Raw genomic sequence first — 15,737 nt, 5'->3', positions numbered from 1 at the left:
GTCCGGATTCTTTCCCGCCGAGGCGGGTGTGGCATCAGGCGATGAGCTTGCGCCCCATCACCATGCGCTGAATCTGATTCGTGCCTTCGTAGATCTGTGTGATCTTCGCATCACGCATCATCCGCTCGACCGGGTGGTCGACGACGTAGCCGGCTCCGCCGAGCAGCTGCACGGCGTCGGTCGTGATCTCCATGGCCGCATCCGAGGCGAAGGCCTTCGCCGCCGCACCGAAGTACGTGAGGTCCTCGTCCATGCGCTGGCTCTTGGCTGCCGCGGTGTAGGTGAGCTGGCGGGCGGCTTCGAGCTTCATGCCCATATCGGCGAGCATGAACTGGATGGCCTGGTTCTCGGCGATGTTCTTGCCGAACTGCTGACGTTCCTTGACGTAGCCGATCGCGTAGTCGAGTGCACCTTGCGCGATGCCCACGGCCTGTGCGGCGATAGTCACGCGCGTGTGGTCGAGGGTTCGCAGGGCGATCTTCAGCCCTTCACCGGGATCACCGATGATGCGATCGCCGGGCAGACGGACATTGTCGAAGAGGAGCTCACGTGTCGGCGAGCCCTTGATGCCGAGCTTGCGCTCCTTCTCACCGAAGGTGAATCCTTCATCGGACTTCTCCACGACGAAGGCGGAGATGTTGCGACCGCGTGCACCGTCGGGGTCGGTCACAGCCATAACCGTGTAGTACTCGGAGACGCCGGCGTTCGTGATCCAGGTCTTCACACCGTTGAGGATCCAATCATCGCCGTCTGCGACGGCACGAGTCTTCATCGAGGCGGTGTCGGAGCCGGCTTCGCGCTCGGAGAGGCCATAGGAGAACCCGGCCTCGCCGCGGGCGACCTGTGGGAAGTACTTCGCCTTGATCTCTTCGCTGCCCCCGAGCTGGACGGGCATGCTGCCGAGTTTGTTCACGGCCGGAATGAGCGAGGACGAGGCACAGCCACGGGCGACCTCTTCGATGATGATGGCCACAGCCAGTGCATCGGCACCCATGCCGCCGTGCTCTTCGGGAATGTGTGCGGCAAAGAAGTCGGTCTCAACCAGTGCGTCGTGGGCTTCCTGCGGGTAGCGGGAGTCGGCGTCGACCTCGGCGGCAAAGGGGGTGATCTTCTTCTCGACGACGTTGCGCACGGCGGCGCGAATCTCTTCGTGTTCTTCGCTGGGCTGGTAGAGGTCGAACATCATTCTCCTATTACTGATCGCTCGTTAAGTAGTTCTATTATCGCCGCAGAGCCTGCCCTTTGTCGAGAGCGACCTGCCGGAGGGACTTCCGATGTTCATCGAGACGGTGCCGGATCTGCGCCGCGGAGTCGGTGTCGCCGGCGCCGAGGATGCGGGCCGCCAGCAGGCCTGCGTTCTTCGCCCCGCCGATCGAGACGGTGGCCACGGGGACCCCGCCGGGCATCTGCACGATGGACAGCAACGAGTCCATTCCGTCGAGGTACTTCAATGGGACCGGCACGCCGATGACCGGCAGTGAGGTCATTGAGGCGATCATCCCGGGCAGGTGGGCCGCTCCCCCGGCGCCGGCGATGATCACGCGCAGGCCGCGGTCGGCTGCGGTCTTGGCCCATTCGACCATGTCTTCGGGCATACGGTGGGCGGAGACGACCTCGGCGGTGGAGTCGATGCCGAGTTCGTCGAGCGCTTCTGCGGCGGCCTTCATCGTCGGCCAGTCCGAGTCCGAGCCCATGACGATTCCGACGACGGCTGAGCCGGAATTTGCAGATTCCTTCGCCGAGGCGGCCCCTGAGTTCCCATCATCTGTCGACATATCAGTCCCTTTCGTCGCGGGTGGCATCGCTGCTGCCGGTGTCGTCGGTCGACGGTCCGGCGTTGGCGTCGAGGTCGGTCGGAGCCGGCATCTGCGGGTGCGGATCGACGTCGACGCCGGCGATGAAGTCCGCCGCATGGCGGGCGCGAGCGAGCACCAGGGCGGCATCGCGTCCGTAGGCATTGACGTGGCCGACCTTTCGGCCCGGGCGCACACCCTTGCCGTAGAGGTGGACCTTGATCGCGGGGTCATGAGCCATCACATGGAGATAGGGATGGTAGAGGTCCTCGTGGTCTGCGCCGAGAATGTTGACCATCACAGACACGTCCTCCCGAGCTGCGGGGCTGCCCAGGGGCAGGTCGAGGACCGCGCGCAGGTGCTGTTCGAACTGGCTTGTCACCGCCCCGTCCTGGGTCCAATGGCCGGTGTTGTGGGGTCGCATGGCGAATTCGTTGATGAGGAAGCCGTCCGCGGTCTCGAACAGCTCCATGGCCATCACACCGGTGACGTCGAGGGCTCCGGCGACCTTGAGGATCGCCTCGGTGATCTCCTTCGACTTCTCGGCTGCCAGTCCCGGTGCCGGTGCGACTGCTTCTTTGCACACCCCGTTCTGCTGCCAGGTCTCCACAACGGGCCATACCGCGGTCTGCCCCATCGGAGAGCGTCCGACCATCACGGCGAGTTCGCGGGTGAAGTCGACCTTTTCTTCAGCCAGCAGCTGCCCGACCTCGTCAAGCCAGGTTGCAGCCTCGTCGAGGCTGTCGATGACTCGCACGCCCTTGCCGTCATAGCCGCCGCGAGGTGTTTTGAGGATGAAGGGGTACCCGACTCGGTCGGCGAAGGCTTCGATGTCACTGCGGGAGGTGATCTCTGCCCAGGCGGGGTTCGGCAGTCCGAGTTCGTCCATGCGTCGGCGCATGAGGATCTTGTCCTGAGCGAAGATGAGAGCCTGCGGTCCCGGGCGGATCGCGTGACCCGCCTCGGCGAGGGCCTGGAGGTGTTCCGGAGGAACATGCTCGTGGTCGAAGGTGACCACGTCCACGGTCTCGGCGAAGGCCTTGAGGGTCGCGAAGTCCGTATAGTCTCCGACGCTCACCTCATTGATGACCTGGGTGGCCGGGGCGTCCGCGGTCTCAGCGAGAACTGAGAAGCGGATGCCGAGGGCTTCTGCGGCAGGGGCAAGCATACGTGCCAATTGGCCGCCGCCAATGACACCAACACGAGGAAAAGTCACGTTCGCCATCCTATCGTCCGCCGCGGACATGGGACGCGCAGGTTCATCATGTGAGTCTCACGCTCGGTGGGAGGAGTGCTCGACCTCAGGTGGCTTGTCCTCAAGTGGCGTGGCCCCAAGTGGCGTGGCCTCAGGTGGCCAGGCGCAGCCGCCACAGCGAGGTGACTTCGGCACCGCGTGCCTTGTGGAGTTCGTCGGTAGTGTCCGAGGCGCGGGGGTGGCGCGGGGTCGTATCGTGTCGATCATGGACGCGCAGGCCCGCAGCGGTGATGCGCTCGAGCAGCGCCTCCCGGGTCCGCAAGCCAAGATGTTCGGCCAGATCGGACAGGATCAGCCAGCCCTCGCCCGCCGGGTTCAGATACGCGGCTAGCCCGTCGATGAAGCGGTGGAGCACATCGGATCCCGGGTCGTAGATGCCGGCTTCGAGGGCCGACGTCGGGCGGGCAGGAAGCCACGGCGGGTTGCACACGATGAGATCGGCCCGACCTGATGGGAAGAGGTCGGCTTCGACCACCTCGGCGGATGAAGCCAATCCCAATCGATCCAGATTTTCTTGGGCACAGGCCACAGCACGCGGGTTGATGTCCGTGGCCACGACCCGTTCGACACCGCGGCGCAGCAGCACGGCGGCGAGCACGCCGGTGCCCGTGCCGAGGTCGAAAGCCGTCTGTGGTGCCGATGGCTCTGGTGCGGACGACTGTGGTGCCGACGCCTCCGGTGCCGACGAAGCATCAGTGGCCGGTTCGGCCCCGGGAAATGGTGTCTGGGCGACCAGATCGACGTATTCTCCGCGGATCGGGGAGAATACCCCGTAGCGCGGGTGGACGTCGGCGCCGAGGGCGGGAATGGACACGCCCTTGAGCTGCCATTGGTAGGCGCTCAGCACCCCGTTCAGCTCGGTCAGCGAGACGCACATCGGTCCCGTCGACGGGCCGTAGGCGGCCTCGCAGGCCAGACTGACATCGGGGGCGCGACGCAGGTTCAGCTGGTGGTCGCCATCGAGTTCGACGATGAGTGTACCGAGCAGACGGGCTCGTTCGGCGATGAAGCGACGCTGCGTTTCGAAGGCTCCCAGTGCGCTGAGGTCACCGCGATTGCCGGTTGCCCCGTGATTGCCGGTTGCCCCGTGATTGCCGGCTGTCCCACGCTTGCCGCCGCGGCGACCGTTTCTACCGGTCGCCCCTTGCTGACCGCCGCCACGGTGCTCACTGTGGCGCTTGAAACGGCGGTCCATCGCCTGCAGCAGTTGACGCCCGTTGTGATAGTCCCCGCGCCACAGCAGCGCGGTCCCCGATCGTGCCAGACGGTAGGCGGCATCGGCGGTGATGTCGTCGCTGATGACCGTCACCTGCGTCGGGGCTGCGGACTGGTTCTCCGAATGCCAGGTCGCCGATCGTCGGGCACCGTCTTCGGTCCACTCGAGCTCGGTCAACGGGGCCTCCTGAGGCATCTGGTCATCGGGGAATCGCGGTGCATCTCGTCCTCGGCCACCCGGCTCAGACCACGAGCAGGGGAATCTGCAGCTCGCGTTCCGTCGTCGAACCGTGGTGTCCGATGAGCGCGATCGCGGAGGCGGATTCGTTGTCCGAGTCGACGATGGCGAATTCGTCGCGGCAGATGATCATGAAGTCCCCGATGCGCTGCCGGAACCGAGGGTCGACGGGGCCGAAGTAGCCTCGCCGGATGGCCTCGTCACGGCTGAGGATGAGTGCCCGCTCCCCCACGGTCTCGGTCCAGGCCGAGTACACGTCAGCCTCGGCGCCGTCCTCGGCATAGAGGTGGACTGCCCGGGGTTCGCCGCCGACGTGCCTGACCCCTGAGCGCAGCGCGGGTGCATCGGCGAGGTCGAGGCGCAGGGTGTGGTCGATGTCGACCATTCCGTGATCAGCGGTGACGACCATCGTCGAATCGGCCGGCAGGCCGTTGGCCAGCTGAGACAGAGCCAGATCGACGTGTTCGAGTTCCTCGGTCCACTGCGAGGAGTTGGAACCGTGAACGTGTCCGGTCTTGTCGAGGTTGCCCCAGTAGAGATAGACGAGCCGCCGGCCGGGAGCCTTCGCCTCTTCGATGGCCTGGGCGCAGCGCTCTTCAAGCGTCTTCGAGGCACGGAACCGTCCGCCGCGCAGGGAGGCCCGGTTGAGTCCGCGTCCGGCGAACTTCGCCTCCCCGAGGCTGACCACATCGACCTCGGCCTCGGTGAGGCGTTCGAACAGGGTCGCGTCGGGCACCCAAGAGACAGGGTCGACATCGAGGTCCCAGGTCAGCTGGTTGAACACAGTATCCTTGGACGGGTCGAGGACGCGATACCCGACGACGCCGTGGCCACCGGGCAGACGTCCCGTAGCCAGTGAGGACAGGGAGTTCGCGGTCGTCGAGGGAAACCCTGTGGACAGGGTTCGCCGCGAGGCCGCCATGGAACGGAAGAAAGGGGTGTAGCCGCTGTACTGGCGCAGCTGGCTCTCCCCCATACCGTCGATGAGGACGACGATCGTCGTCCGCGACTCCCGGTCGAGTCCCAGGGACTGTGCCCTGGCCCGTGCCGTGTCGTCGAAGATCTCACCCGCGCCGAGGCTGAGCGCCGCAGCCGGGACCACGTCGGAGAGGATGGGCCCGGAATAGTCGGGCGGCCCCGTCAGGGGTGAGGTTGTCCCATCTGCCATCAGCGGCGGGACCGAAGCCTGGCGTGGAAGACGGCGGCACGCAGCTTACCGGCGAACTCCGCGATCCGGTCAACGGCAGACTGGCCCTCAGCTTCGGCGGAGACGCGCAGCATGACGTCTTCGGAGAAGATGGATCCGCCGTAGCCGTGGTCGGCTGTGCAGTCCGGGTCCCCACAGGTCTCGGGGAAGGCTTCGATCCGTCGGGAGGCGCCCCAGGACATGGTCAATGACACCTCGACGGGCTTGTCACCGGGGATGTAGGCGGCCGGGTCGGCAAACGTCCGGCCGACCATGACGGTGCCCAGGCGTGAGAGTTCGATGTCTTCGCTGCTCGTCACGGCACGCGGTTTGGAGCCGGGCGCGACGTTGGGATCGTCGTCGACGTGCGCAAGCAGCAGTCGCGTCTCGGTGAGTACGAACGCGGTGACGTGCCGGTGAATCGATTCGATGTCGACATGAGTGTCGATGTGGACGAAGTGCGCGAGAACCGGTTCGTCGAACAGAGAATCAGCCAGAATCCCCTGTGTGAGCTGTGGGTAGTATCCGGCCGACTGCAGATCGTGGACGAGAACTTCGGGTAAAGCCATGACTCCTATTGTGCCGTACTCGCCCGACTCTTCCCACTTCGCACCGTTCCTTCGGCTCCTGTTCGGTGACCTTGCAGTTCATGTACGGTCAGGGACTCTCGCCGTCCGCTTATGCTGGGAGCATGGAAAACTATCCTGCCGGCTGGGAAGCCGATGTCGTCCTGCGCGACGGCGGCACGGCCCACCTGCGCCCCATCGTTCCCGCCGACGCCGAGGCCCTGTCCCGGATGCACGAGGCCCAATCGCCCGAGTCCGTCTACCTGCGTTTCTTCGCGCCTCTGCCGAGGCTGCCCAAGCGCGACCTCGAGCGCTTCGTCAACGTCGACCACCATGACAGAGTGGCGCTGATCATGCTCATCGGCGACGACATCATCGGCGTCGGACGCTTCGACAAGATCTCGGCCACCTCGGCGGAGGTTGCCTTCAACATCGCCGACGCCCATCAGGGACGCGGCATCGGTTCGATCCTCCTCGAACACCTCGCGGCCGCCGCCCGGGAATCGGGGATCCGCAAGTTCACCGCCGAGGTGCTCCCCCAGAATCGTTCGATGCTCCAGGTCTTCCAGGCCGCCGGCTACGAGGTCACCCGCGGCTTCGACGACGGTGTCGTGGCCGTGAACTTCGACATCGATCCGACGGCACGATCCATCGAGGTTCAGGCCTCTCGGGAGCACAGGGCCGAGGCCCTGAGCGTGCGCACGGTCCTCCACCCCACCTCGGTGGTGGTCATCGGCGCCAGCCGCAAACGCAACTCCACCGGCCATCTCCTCATCCGCAACATCACCGCGGCGAAGTTCACGGGCGACCTCTGGGTCGTCCATCCGGAAGCCGACCAGATCGCCGGAGTCCAGGCGTACCCGACCTTGGGAGATCTCCCCGGCAAGGCCGACCTGGCTGTGATCGCGGTGCCGGCGGAATCGGCCACCGAGGTGGTTCAGGAGTGCGCGGCTCATGGAGTCAAGGCGGTCCTCGTCATCTCCTCGGGATTCGCTGAGACCGGTGAGGCCGGAGCTGAGCTGCAACGTCAGTTGGTCTCCACCGCCCGCGCCTACGGAATGCGCGTGGTCGGCCCGAACTCCTTCGGCCTCGTCAACGAAGCCGAGGACATCTCACTGAACACCTCGTTGGCCCCGTTCCTCCCGGCATCGGGCACGCTGGGCCTGTTCAGTCAGTCGGGTGCGCTGGGCACCGCGCTGCTGGCGGCGGCGAAGAAGCGCGGCCTGGGCATCTCCACGTTCGTCTCCGCCGGCAATCGCGCGGACCTCTCCGGCAACGACGTCCTCCAGTACTGGGAGGAGGATCCGGCGACGAAGACCGTGGCCCTCTACCTCGAATCCATCGGCAACCCGCGCAAATTCGCCCGCATTGCGCGACGGGTCTCCCGCGTCAAACCCGTCATCGTCATCAAATCCGATCTCACCGGACGTGAACTTCCGCCCGGTCACATCGTGCGCACCTCGTCACTGGCACCGCACACCCTTGATCAGGTGCTCGGGCAGGCCGGGGTGATCAGGGCCGATACGATCCACCAGCTCTTCGACTTAGCCCAGGTGTTCTCGACTCAGACGCTTCCGGCTGGCAGGCGCCTGGGCGTCATCGGCAACTCGGCGGCGATGGCCACCCTCGTCGTCCAACGCGCCCGTGCCGAGGGACTGCACGTCGAAGCCGACCCGGTGTCGCTGCACCCCGAGGTCGAGGCCGAGACGTTCCGGGACGAACTCGAGGCGATGTATGCCCGCACGGACATCGACTCCGTCATCGTCACCTTCACCCCCTCTGCTGGGGCGGAGGAGGCCGAGATCGCAGCTCACCTCGCCGAGGCGGCTGCCCGTTCACAGAAGACGACCGTGGCCTGCTTCCTCGGCATCCAGGGTGTCCAGGATGAGCTGACGACCCACCTCAGCGACAGCGAGGGCAATCGGAACTCGCACACGGTGCCCAGCTACGTGGGCCCCGAGGACGCCGTATGGTCATTGGCTCGTGCCACCGACTATGCGCGCTGGCGAGGTGCCGATCACGGCCGCTTCCTCGAAGTCGAGGACCTTGATGACAAGGGCGTGCGCACGATCATCGAATCCGCACTCTCCGAGGCTGGGCCGGGCAAGCCCGTCCGGCTCGGCCGAGATCAGGTGAGTTCCCTGCTCTCCTGCTATGGGATCGAAGTGCTGCCCCACATCACGGCCGCCTCGGTGGACGAGGCGTTGGCCGCCGCCGACGAGATCGGCTATCCGGTTGCGCTCAAGGCAGTGTCGAACACCCTGCGCCATCGGATGGAGCTCGGCGGTGTGCGGCTGAACATCGACTCACCCGAAGAGCTGCGCGAGGATTTCCACGCGATCCAGGAGACCATCAGCTCCCTCCTCGACGAAGATGAGCCGCTGGTCGATGTGCAGGCCATGGCACCACCGGGAGTTCCCTGCGTCATCCGCGCCGGCGAGGACCGTCTGCTCGGCCCCCTGCTGTCGTTCTCCTTAGCTGGGGACACGACCGAGCTGCTCGGCGATGTCGAACATCGCGTGGCGCCGCTGACGGACAAGGATGCCGAAGACATGATCCGGTCGGTCAAATCCTCGCCGCGGCTGTTCGGCTATCGGGGTCTGCCACCGGTGAACATCGACCCGCTCAAAGACGTGCTCGAACGTCTTTCCGTGATCGTCGAGAGACACCCGCAGATCCTCGAGCTCGAAATCCACCCAATGGTCGCCACCGTGACCGGCGGACATCTGCTCAGCGTGAGAATTGACCTGCTCACCGATTCCACTCGCATCGATTCGACACGGAGGCTGTTGAGCTGACACGCCAGGGGATTGCAGATATGCCCCATTTAGTGAGAACCGACTGGCAGTTTGGCGAGTCTTATACCAATTCTTCTCTATTGCAGGTAGTGTCTGTATCCGTTCGACACGAAACGTTATAAATTCGTGTTTTAGTGTGTGGCCAAACATTGGCCATAGTCTGTGGCCAGTCACTGGCCATCCACCATCCAAAAGGCACCCGTACTGCGGGTGCTCACGAGAGTGAGGCCAGAAAGAAATGATTTCACGAAGAGACGTCGTCACCGACTCCGCGATCGCTGTAGTCGCCGAACAGGGAGTTCGTGGACTCACCCACAGGGCAGTCGATGCCCTTGCCGAGCTGCCGGTTGGCTCCACATCGAATGTCTACCGCACCCGCGACGCCCTGATCACAGGAATCATGGAACGCATCGGAGACCTCAACTCGCAGCAGCTCGATCGCCTGCCGGACATGTTCCGGGACAGCGGAAAGCCCGCGCAGGAGATCGCCGTCGATTTCTGCATGAACTGGCTGACCACAGACCGGAACCGCTTCTATACGATGATCATGCTCAGCCTCGACCCCGCGCTCCCGAACGAGGCCATGGCCGCGAAGCAGAGGAACACAGAGAAGATCGACGAGTTCGTCATGCGGCTGGCCAACGTCGATGCTGAGATGGCTCGCACGATGAACAGCTCCGTGATGGGAATGATGATCACCGAGTTGATCGCTGGAACGGCCGATCGCTCCCACGTCGAAACGTACATGGGGCAGTTCCTCACCTGGGTAGACGACAAAGCAAAACGGGCCTCAACTCTCTGAGCGGGCCGAACACTCCGCTGGCACAGACCTGAGATCCACCTCGCATAGTTTTGAAGACACCCGATACGGTTCTGCAGCCACCTGGCAGCACAGACACACACTTTGACACGACGCTTACGGACCGGAGACGCAGCTTCGGGCACTCTGGTGACAACGACACGGACGCCCCGGAAAAGCGGGCTTGAGCCGTAGAACTCAAATCGAACGCTAGAATCGACGGGTGCTCTCCGTTGCCGATGCGAAGCCTCGGCGTGTGAGAGAGCGCCCTGAGCGGAAAATTCGTGCGTCAAAGGAGTTCCATGACCGAAGGCAGAGTCATCGATGTCGACGTCTCGTCGGAGATGGAGAGTTCGTTCCTCGAATATGCGGTCTCGGTCATCCACTCCCGCGCACTGCCCGACGCACGTGACGGCCTCAAGCCGGTCCAACGCCGCATCGTCTACCAGATGGGCGACATGGGTCTGCGCCCGGAGCGCGGCCATGTGAAGTCCTCCCGCATCGTCGGCGATGTCATGGGCAAGCTCCACCCTCACGGTGACACCGCAATCTACGATGCCCTGGTGCGCCTGAGCCAAAGCTTCATCATGCGCGTTCCGCTCGTCGACGGCCACGGAAACTTCGGTTCCCTCGACGACGGCCCAGCCGCCCCACGTTATACAGAGGCCCGACTGACATCGGCCTCGATGCAGATGATCGCCGGCCTCGACGAAGATGTCGTCGACTTCGTCGGAAACTACGACAACACTCTGACTCAGCCCGAGGTTCTGCCCAGCGCATTCCCGAACCTGCTCATCAACGGCACCTCCGGAATCGCCGTGGGCATGGCCACGAACATGGCCCCGCACAATCCCGGTGAGGTCATCGCCGCCTGCTGCCACCTGATCCGCAATCCGGAGGCCGGCCTTGCCGAGCTCATGCGCTTCATCCCCGGCCCTGATCTGCCCACCGGCGGGCGGATCATCGGACTCGACGGTGTGCGCGAAGCCTATGAGACCGGACGAGGAACGTTCCGCACCAGGGCCACCGTCTCAATCGAGAACATCAACGCCCGGCGCAAGGGCATCGTCGTCACCGAGCTGCCCTACCTCGTCGGCCCCGAAAAGGTCGTGTCCAAGGTCAAGGACGCCGTCGGGGCGAAGAAGCTCACCGGCATCGCCTCGATCGATGACTACTCGGACCGCAAGAACGGCATGCGCCTGGTCATCGGCATCAAGAACGGGTTCAATCCGGAGGCTGTCCTCGCCGAACTCTACCGGCAGACCCCGCTCGAGGAATCGTTCAGCATGAACAATGTCTGCCTCGTCGACGGTCAGCCACGGACGCTGGGTCTGCGCGAACTGCTGACCGTCTACCTCGCCCACCGCATCGACGTCATCCGACGCCGCACGGTGTTCCAGCTGCGCAAGGCCAAGGACCGCCTCCACCTCGTCGAAGGTCTGCTCATTGCGATCCTCGACATCGACGAGGTCATCCAGCTCATCCGCTCCTCCGACGATGCGGCCACGGCACGCACCCGCCTCATGGACGTCTTCGAACTTTCGGAGCTCCAGGCCACCTACATCCTCGACCTGCAGCTGCGCAGGCTGACCAAGTTCTCGCGGATCGAACTCGAGGCCGAACGCGACGAACTGCGCAAGAAGATCGCCTACCTCGAAGACCTGCTCGCCGATGAGGCCAAGCTGCGTGAACTCGTCGCCACCGAACTCGAGGCGACGGCGGAAGCCATCGGCTCACCTCGGCGCACGGTCCTCATCGAAGGCTCGATGAAGGAGCTCTCTGCCAAGGGCAAGAAGGCGCAGGCAGACCTCAAGATCGCCGACGCCCCCTGCCGAGTCCTGCTCTCAACATCGGGCCGGATCGCCCGGACCGCCGATGCCTCACCGCTGCAGAGGGTCGGGAAGCGCTCGAGCCACGACGCGCTGCGTTCGGAGATCGTGTCGACGACTCAGGGCAAGGTCGGTGCGGTGACCTCGACCGGTCGTCTGCACATGGTCGATGTCGTCGACCTGCCAGCCCTGCCCCCGGCCGCAACCCGGCCCAACGTCGCCGGCGGCGTCAAGATCGCCGACTACGTGACGCTGGAGAAGAACGAAACCGTCCTCGGCCTCATCGACCTCGATCGTGAATTCGTCCTCGGCACCGCGGGCGGAGTCGTCAAACGCGTGTCCGTGGCCGCGCGGCCGAACAAGAGCGAATGGGAAGCGATCACGCTCAAGGGCAAGGACTCCGTCATCGGCGTCGCCCAGCCGAAGGACATCGATGAGTCCCTGGCTGTGTTCGTGACCTCGAACGCACAGCTGCTGGCCTTCGACGCCTCCGGGCTGAGAGCCCAAGGCTGGAACGCCTCTGGTGTGGCAGGTATGAAGGTTGCCGCCGATGCGCGCGCCCTCTTCTTCGGAATGACGCCCAAGGCGGCCAAGACCGATGAGGAAGGCGACGCCGACACCAACATCGGCACGTTCGCCGTGGTCACCGTCGCCAGCGGCGAGAACTTCTACGGCGCACCCTCGTCATCGATCAAGGTCAGCGACTTCTCCGAATATCCGACCAAGGGTCGTGCGACCTCGGGTGTGCGTGCCCATAAGTTCCTCAAGGGAGAGACCGAGCTGTCCCTGGCATGGGTCGGCGACTCTCCGCAGGCCGCTGCGCAGGCGGGTGGGGCCAGGACCCTGCCAGCCGAGATGTCGAGGCGCGATGCCACCGGTTCGCCGCTGGAATCCAAGATCGACGTCATCGGGACGGTCCCCCGCCTCGGTGACGCCGAGGCGGCCCTTTCAGGCGGCGGAGCCGGTGCAGGTGACTCAGGCGCGGCAGGTACTGACGCTTCCGGTGACGGGGGTGCGGCCTCCGGCGGGGGCTCATCGTCCTCGGCTGCCACGCGCACTCAGGGCCTGGCGACGAACTTCGGTGAACTCGATCTCGACCTCGACGGCGGGCCGGATCTCGATGAGGCGAAGGAAGAGATCGCCCGCTCGAAGATCGACTCCGACGACGCCGTCATCGTCTCCCATGATGACGACGACGATGACGACACCGCACTGTTCTGAGGAACCTGGCAGGGCTTTCCGAGATATCGGACGAGAAAAGCTGCCCTGTCGTCAGCAGTGATTGCGATCACAGATCACTGCACACGTGGTACCCGTATTCGCACAAACAACCACTGCAACTGTATGCCTTACGGCTAACAGTGCGCAGCGCAGCCAACGGTGCTGTGTAGACCAACCGGTGCGTGATGCGTCGCGGAACCTGGCTCAGTTGGAGCCTCTGGCTCAGTTGGAGTCTCTGACTCAGTTGTCGTCGTCGTCGAGATCCAGCTGCATTTGGGCGGCCGTACCGCGCTTCATCTCGCCGATACCGGTCTCCCCCAGCCCCTGGAGCGACAGAGATTCGCGCCGCTCGAACACATAGGCATCCGAGGCGGAGAGCACCCGAGCCGTGTCCTCATCGGTGAAGATCGTTCCCGGATCGGCAACCGCGGTCAGCCGGGCAGCCAGATTGACGCTCGACCCGAAGATGTCGCCCAGGCGAGACAGGACCCTGCCCCAGACGAACCCGACGCGGGCCTGCGGCAGATCCTCGGCCGCAGTCACACGCTCCATCAAGGTCATCGCGATCTCTGCTCCGGCCAACGGCGTCTCGGCGGCGAAGAACACCTCATCGCCGACGGTCTTGATTACTCGACCGCCTCCGGTGGCCACGATGTTGTAGGCCATGCCCTGGAACTCCTGCACCAGATTCGCCAGCTGTCTGGGCTCCATCTTCTGTGAAAGACGCGTGTAGGAGACGAGGTCGATGAAGCCGACCGCGCGTGCCAGCGGCATCGAGGAGTCGTACCAGCCCTGCCTGTTGTCGATGGCCAGACCATCGGAGACGTTGACGTTGAGCCGTCCCATCACCTCGGCGAGGTTGCGCCGCCAGGAATACGTCAGCATCTTCTGCAGAGGATCGACCATGTCCTCGACGAGCTGCAGCGCGTCGCGTCTGGCCTCGGGATCGGTCAGGCCCTCCTCCTCAGTGAGGAAGTCGACGAGCGTCTCCATCTGCCACACGACCAGACGGTCCGTGGTCTGACCGATCGCGCGGGCCAGTGACAGGGCAGTGGACTGATCAATGAGGCCGTCGGCAACGGGCTTAGCCCACATGCGCAGTGCGTGAGCATCGCTGACGGTGTAGGCCTTCTCCGTGCCGTCGGTCTGCGACATGCCCAGTGCACGCCACATCTTGCGCGCAGAGACGGTGGAGATGCCGCCGAGCTTTGCCGCTTCGCGACGGTCGAGCACGCGTTTGCCGTCGAGGAGGATCTCCTCGAGGCGTTCGGCCGCGCTGCGCGTTTCGTAGACGGTCTCGTCTTCGTCCTCGTCACCTTCGCCGACGATCTGCAGGGCCGCAGTTCGCGGGTCCTCATGCAGCCCTCCGAAGAAGTCTCCGCGAGCCTTCTCATCCAGCTGTCCCGAGGCCTCGGACGAATCCGTCTCACCGCTGGAACCGTCCTCGCCTCTGGGGACGGAACCCGTCACCGAGGTGGCCGGGAGGTCGTCATCACCGTGCTCGATTCCCGGCATCGAAGGGGGTGGGGTGGCCGCGGGAGGTGCGTTGGAGGTGGGCGAATCGTCGATCTGGTCCTCCGTGACCACTGGTATCGAGTTCATGCCCGATGACGCTGAGTTGTGAACCTCTTGGACCGAGTCGTGACTCTCCTGGCCGGAGCCGTGGGACTCATCTGCGACACCCTGAGGTTCATCGGCCGAAGCCTGTGGAGCGTCGGCCGAGTTCGGCGACTCATCGACAGGACCTTGCTGCTCGTCGACTGGGTCTTGACCGTCGTCGGCGACGATGTTGAATTCGGCGGTGAAGTCCGAGACACCTGTCATCTGTGGCCCTCGACTTCCGTGTTCGTCACTGCTGGCTCGTTCGACACTGCTGGCTCAGCTTCGTCAGCAGACTCGGCGGCCGGTCGCAGGTGGTGGACGTCGCCGGCGCTGACACTGATGTCGTTGTCGATGATGAGATCGCCGCTGGAGTCGAGTCCGGTGGCTCGGCCGTACAGGTTGCTTCCGTCGGGGCGTTCGACTCTGACCCGGGTCCCGAGGGTCACCATGTTCGCACGCACCTTGGCGCCGGCTGCGCTGCGGCTGAAATCATCATCGTCATATTCGACAAGCTCCCTGTAGGCAGCAATCAGTGTGCTCAGGATTGAGATTAACAAGTCTTCATGAGCAACTTCTGAACCGTCGGTGTCCGTTTCGATGGCAATCGAGCTGGCGCTCTCACGTGGCAGATCATCTGGCTGCAGGCGAGTGTTGATCCCCATCCCCAAGACGATTCGCGGTCCGCTCGGCGCCGGTTCGACTCGGGCCAGGATCCCGCACAGTTTCTTTCCGTCTTCGGTGAGCACATCGTTGGGCCACTTGAGTACGGCAGGCACTCCCGCCTCGGCGATGGCAGATCTGACTGCCTCACCGGCGATCAGGGGAATCCATCCCCAGGAGTCGAAGACGGCACCGGGCTCCAGCAGGATCGAAAACGTCAGCGAACGACGCGGGAGCACGGTCCAGGTCCGGCCCAGGCGCCCGTGTCCGGCGTTCTGATGATCGGTGCCGTAGACGGAGAACTGGGCGGGCACCTCGGCGAGGTCGATGCCGTCGGATGCTGCGATACGGCGAGTGCGATCGGTGGGGTGCTCGCGAAGCTGCGTCTGCCCGCGGACCAGTGAGGCCAACTCGTCGTTCGTCGACGAACAGACGTCGTCCCAGATGACAGTAGGGAGATCGAAACCACGGTCCGCGGCCTTGCGGCGCAGTGATTCGACATCGACGAGGAAGGGAATGTGTTGGCTGTTCACCAGACCACTTTAGATTCTTTTGGCGAGAGTGCACAATGATCG

11 protein-coding genes are annotated in these 15,737 nt (G+C 64.4%); 3 read left to right on the top strand and 8 right to left on the bottom strand.

Features of this window, described 5'->3' with window-relative positions:
* Nucleotides 1-34: 34 nt before the first annotated feature.
* The 6 genes from PGC08_RS07800 to PGC08_RS07775 all read right to left on the bottom strand — a co-directional run bounded on the left by PGC08_RS07800 (nucleotide 35) and on the right by PGC08_RS07775 (nucleotide 6,256).
* Complete coding sequence (locus PGC08_RS07800) at nucleotides 35-1,183, bottom strand: acyl-CoA dehydrogenase family protein (protein WP_029417529.1); 1,149 nt, start codon at nucleotides 1,181-1,183, stop codon at nucleotides 35-37.
* A 37-nt stretch (nucleotides 1,184-1,220) separates the two neighbouring features.
* The gene (gene purE, locus PGC08_RS07795; RefSeq protein WP_009884542.1) at nucleotides 1,221-1,775 is read right to left on the bottom strand and encodes a 5-(carboxyamino)imidazole ribonucleotide mutase; all 555 of its coding nucleotides are present in this window, start codon (nucleotides 1,773-1,775) and stop codon (nucleotides 1,221-1,223) included.
* Nucleotide 1,776: 1 nt separating this feature from the next.
* Nucleotides 1,777-3,018, bottom strand: a complete 1,242-nt coding sequence (locus PGC08_RS07790; RefSeq protein WP_083248704.1) for a 5-(carboxyamino)imidazole ribonucleotide synthase — start codon at nucleotides 3,016-3,018, stop codon at nucleotides 1,777-1,779.
* A 121-nt stretch (nucleotides 3,019-3,139) separates the two neighbouring features.
* A complete protein-coding gene (locus tag PGC08_RS07785) occupies nucleotides 3,140-4,441 on the bottom strand; it encodes a methyltransferase (protein ID WP_226838478.1) in 1,302 nt (433 codons plus the stop codon).
* A gap of 64 nt (nucleotides 4,442-4,505) precedes the next feature.
* On the bottom strand, nucleotides 4,506-5,669 hold the full coding sequence (locus tag PGC08_RS07780) for an alkaline phosphatase family protein (RefSeq protein WP_009884545.1): 1,164 nt from the start codon (nucleotides 5,667-5,669) through the stop codon (nucleotides 4,506-4,508).
* Entirely contained in the window at nucleotides 5,669-6,256 is a 588-nt protein-coding gene (locus PGC08_RS07775) for a DUF5998 family protein (RefSeq protein WP_009884546.1), read from the bottom strand. Before PGC08_RS07775 ends, PGC08_RS07780 begins: the two co-directional genes overlap by 1 nt.
* A gap of 122 nt (nucleotides 6,257-6,378) precedes the next feature.
* Here PGC08_RS07775 and PGC08_RS07770 point away from each other — a divergent pair, with 122 nt between their 5' ends.
* The 3 genes from PGC08_RS07770 (at nucleotide 6,379) to PGC08_RS07760 (ending at nucleotide 12,900) form a co-directional block, all read left to right on the top strand.
* Complete coding sequence (locus tag PGC08_RS07770) at nucleotides 6,379-9,051, top strand: bifunctional acetate--CoA ligase family protein/GNAT family N-acetyltransferase (RefSeq protein ID WP_271709905.1); 2,673 nt, start codon at nucleotides 6,379-6,381, stop codon at nucleotides 9,049-9,051.
* Nucleotides 9,052-9,289: 238 nt separating this feature from the next.
* Nucleotides 9,290-9,853, top strand: a complete 564-nt coding sequence (locus PGC08_RS07765; RefSeq protein ID WP_271709904.1) for a TetR/AcrR family transcriptional regulator — start codon at nucleotides 9,290-9,292, stop codon at nucleotides 9,851-9,853.
* 299 nt (nucleotides 9,854-10,152) lie between these two features.
* Nucleotides 10,153-12,900: a DNA gyrase/topoisomerase IV subunit A gene (locus tag PGC08_RS07760; RefSeq protein ID WP_009884549.1), complete on the top strand. Its 2,748-nt coding sequence runs from the start codon at nucleotides 10,153-10,155 to the stop codon at nucleotides 12,898-12,900.
* 240 nt (nucleotides 12,901-13,140) lie between these two features.
* On the opposite strand, the gene PGC08_RS07755 is transcribed toward PGC08_RS07760, so the two are convergent.
* Entirely contained in the window at nucleotides 13,141-14,724 is a 1,584-nt protein-coding gene (locus PGC08_RS07755) for an adenylate/guanylate cyclase domain-containing protein (RefSeq protein ID WP_271709903.1), read from the bottom strand.
* The gene (locus PGC08_RS07750; RefSeq protein ID WP_271709902.1) at nucleotides 14,721-15,695 is read right to left on the bottom strand and encodes a biotin--[acetyl-CoA-carboxylase] ligase; all 975 of its coding nucleotides are present in this window, start codon (nucleotides 15,693-15,695) and stop codon (nucleotides 14,721-14,723) included. The genes PGC08_RS07755 and PGC08_RS07750 overlap by 4 nt, the downstream gene beginning before the upstream one ends.
* Between the last annotated feature and the right edge of the window lie 42 nt (nucleotides 15,696-15,737).

It is taken from the genome of Brevibacterium sp. BDJS002 (assembly GCF_028201555.1).
GTDB classification, from domain to species: domain Bacteria; phylum Actinomycetota; class Actinomycetes; order Actinomycetales; family Brevibacteriaceae; genus Brevibacterium; species Brevibacterium aurantiacum.
Note: the sequence above shows the minus strand (reverse complement) of the source record. Positions and strands in the feature narration are given on the sequence as shown.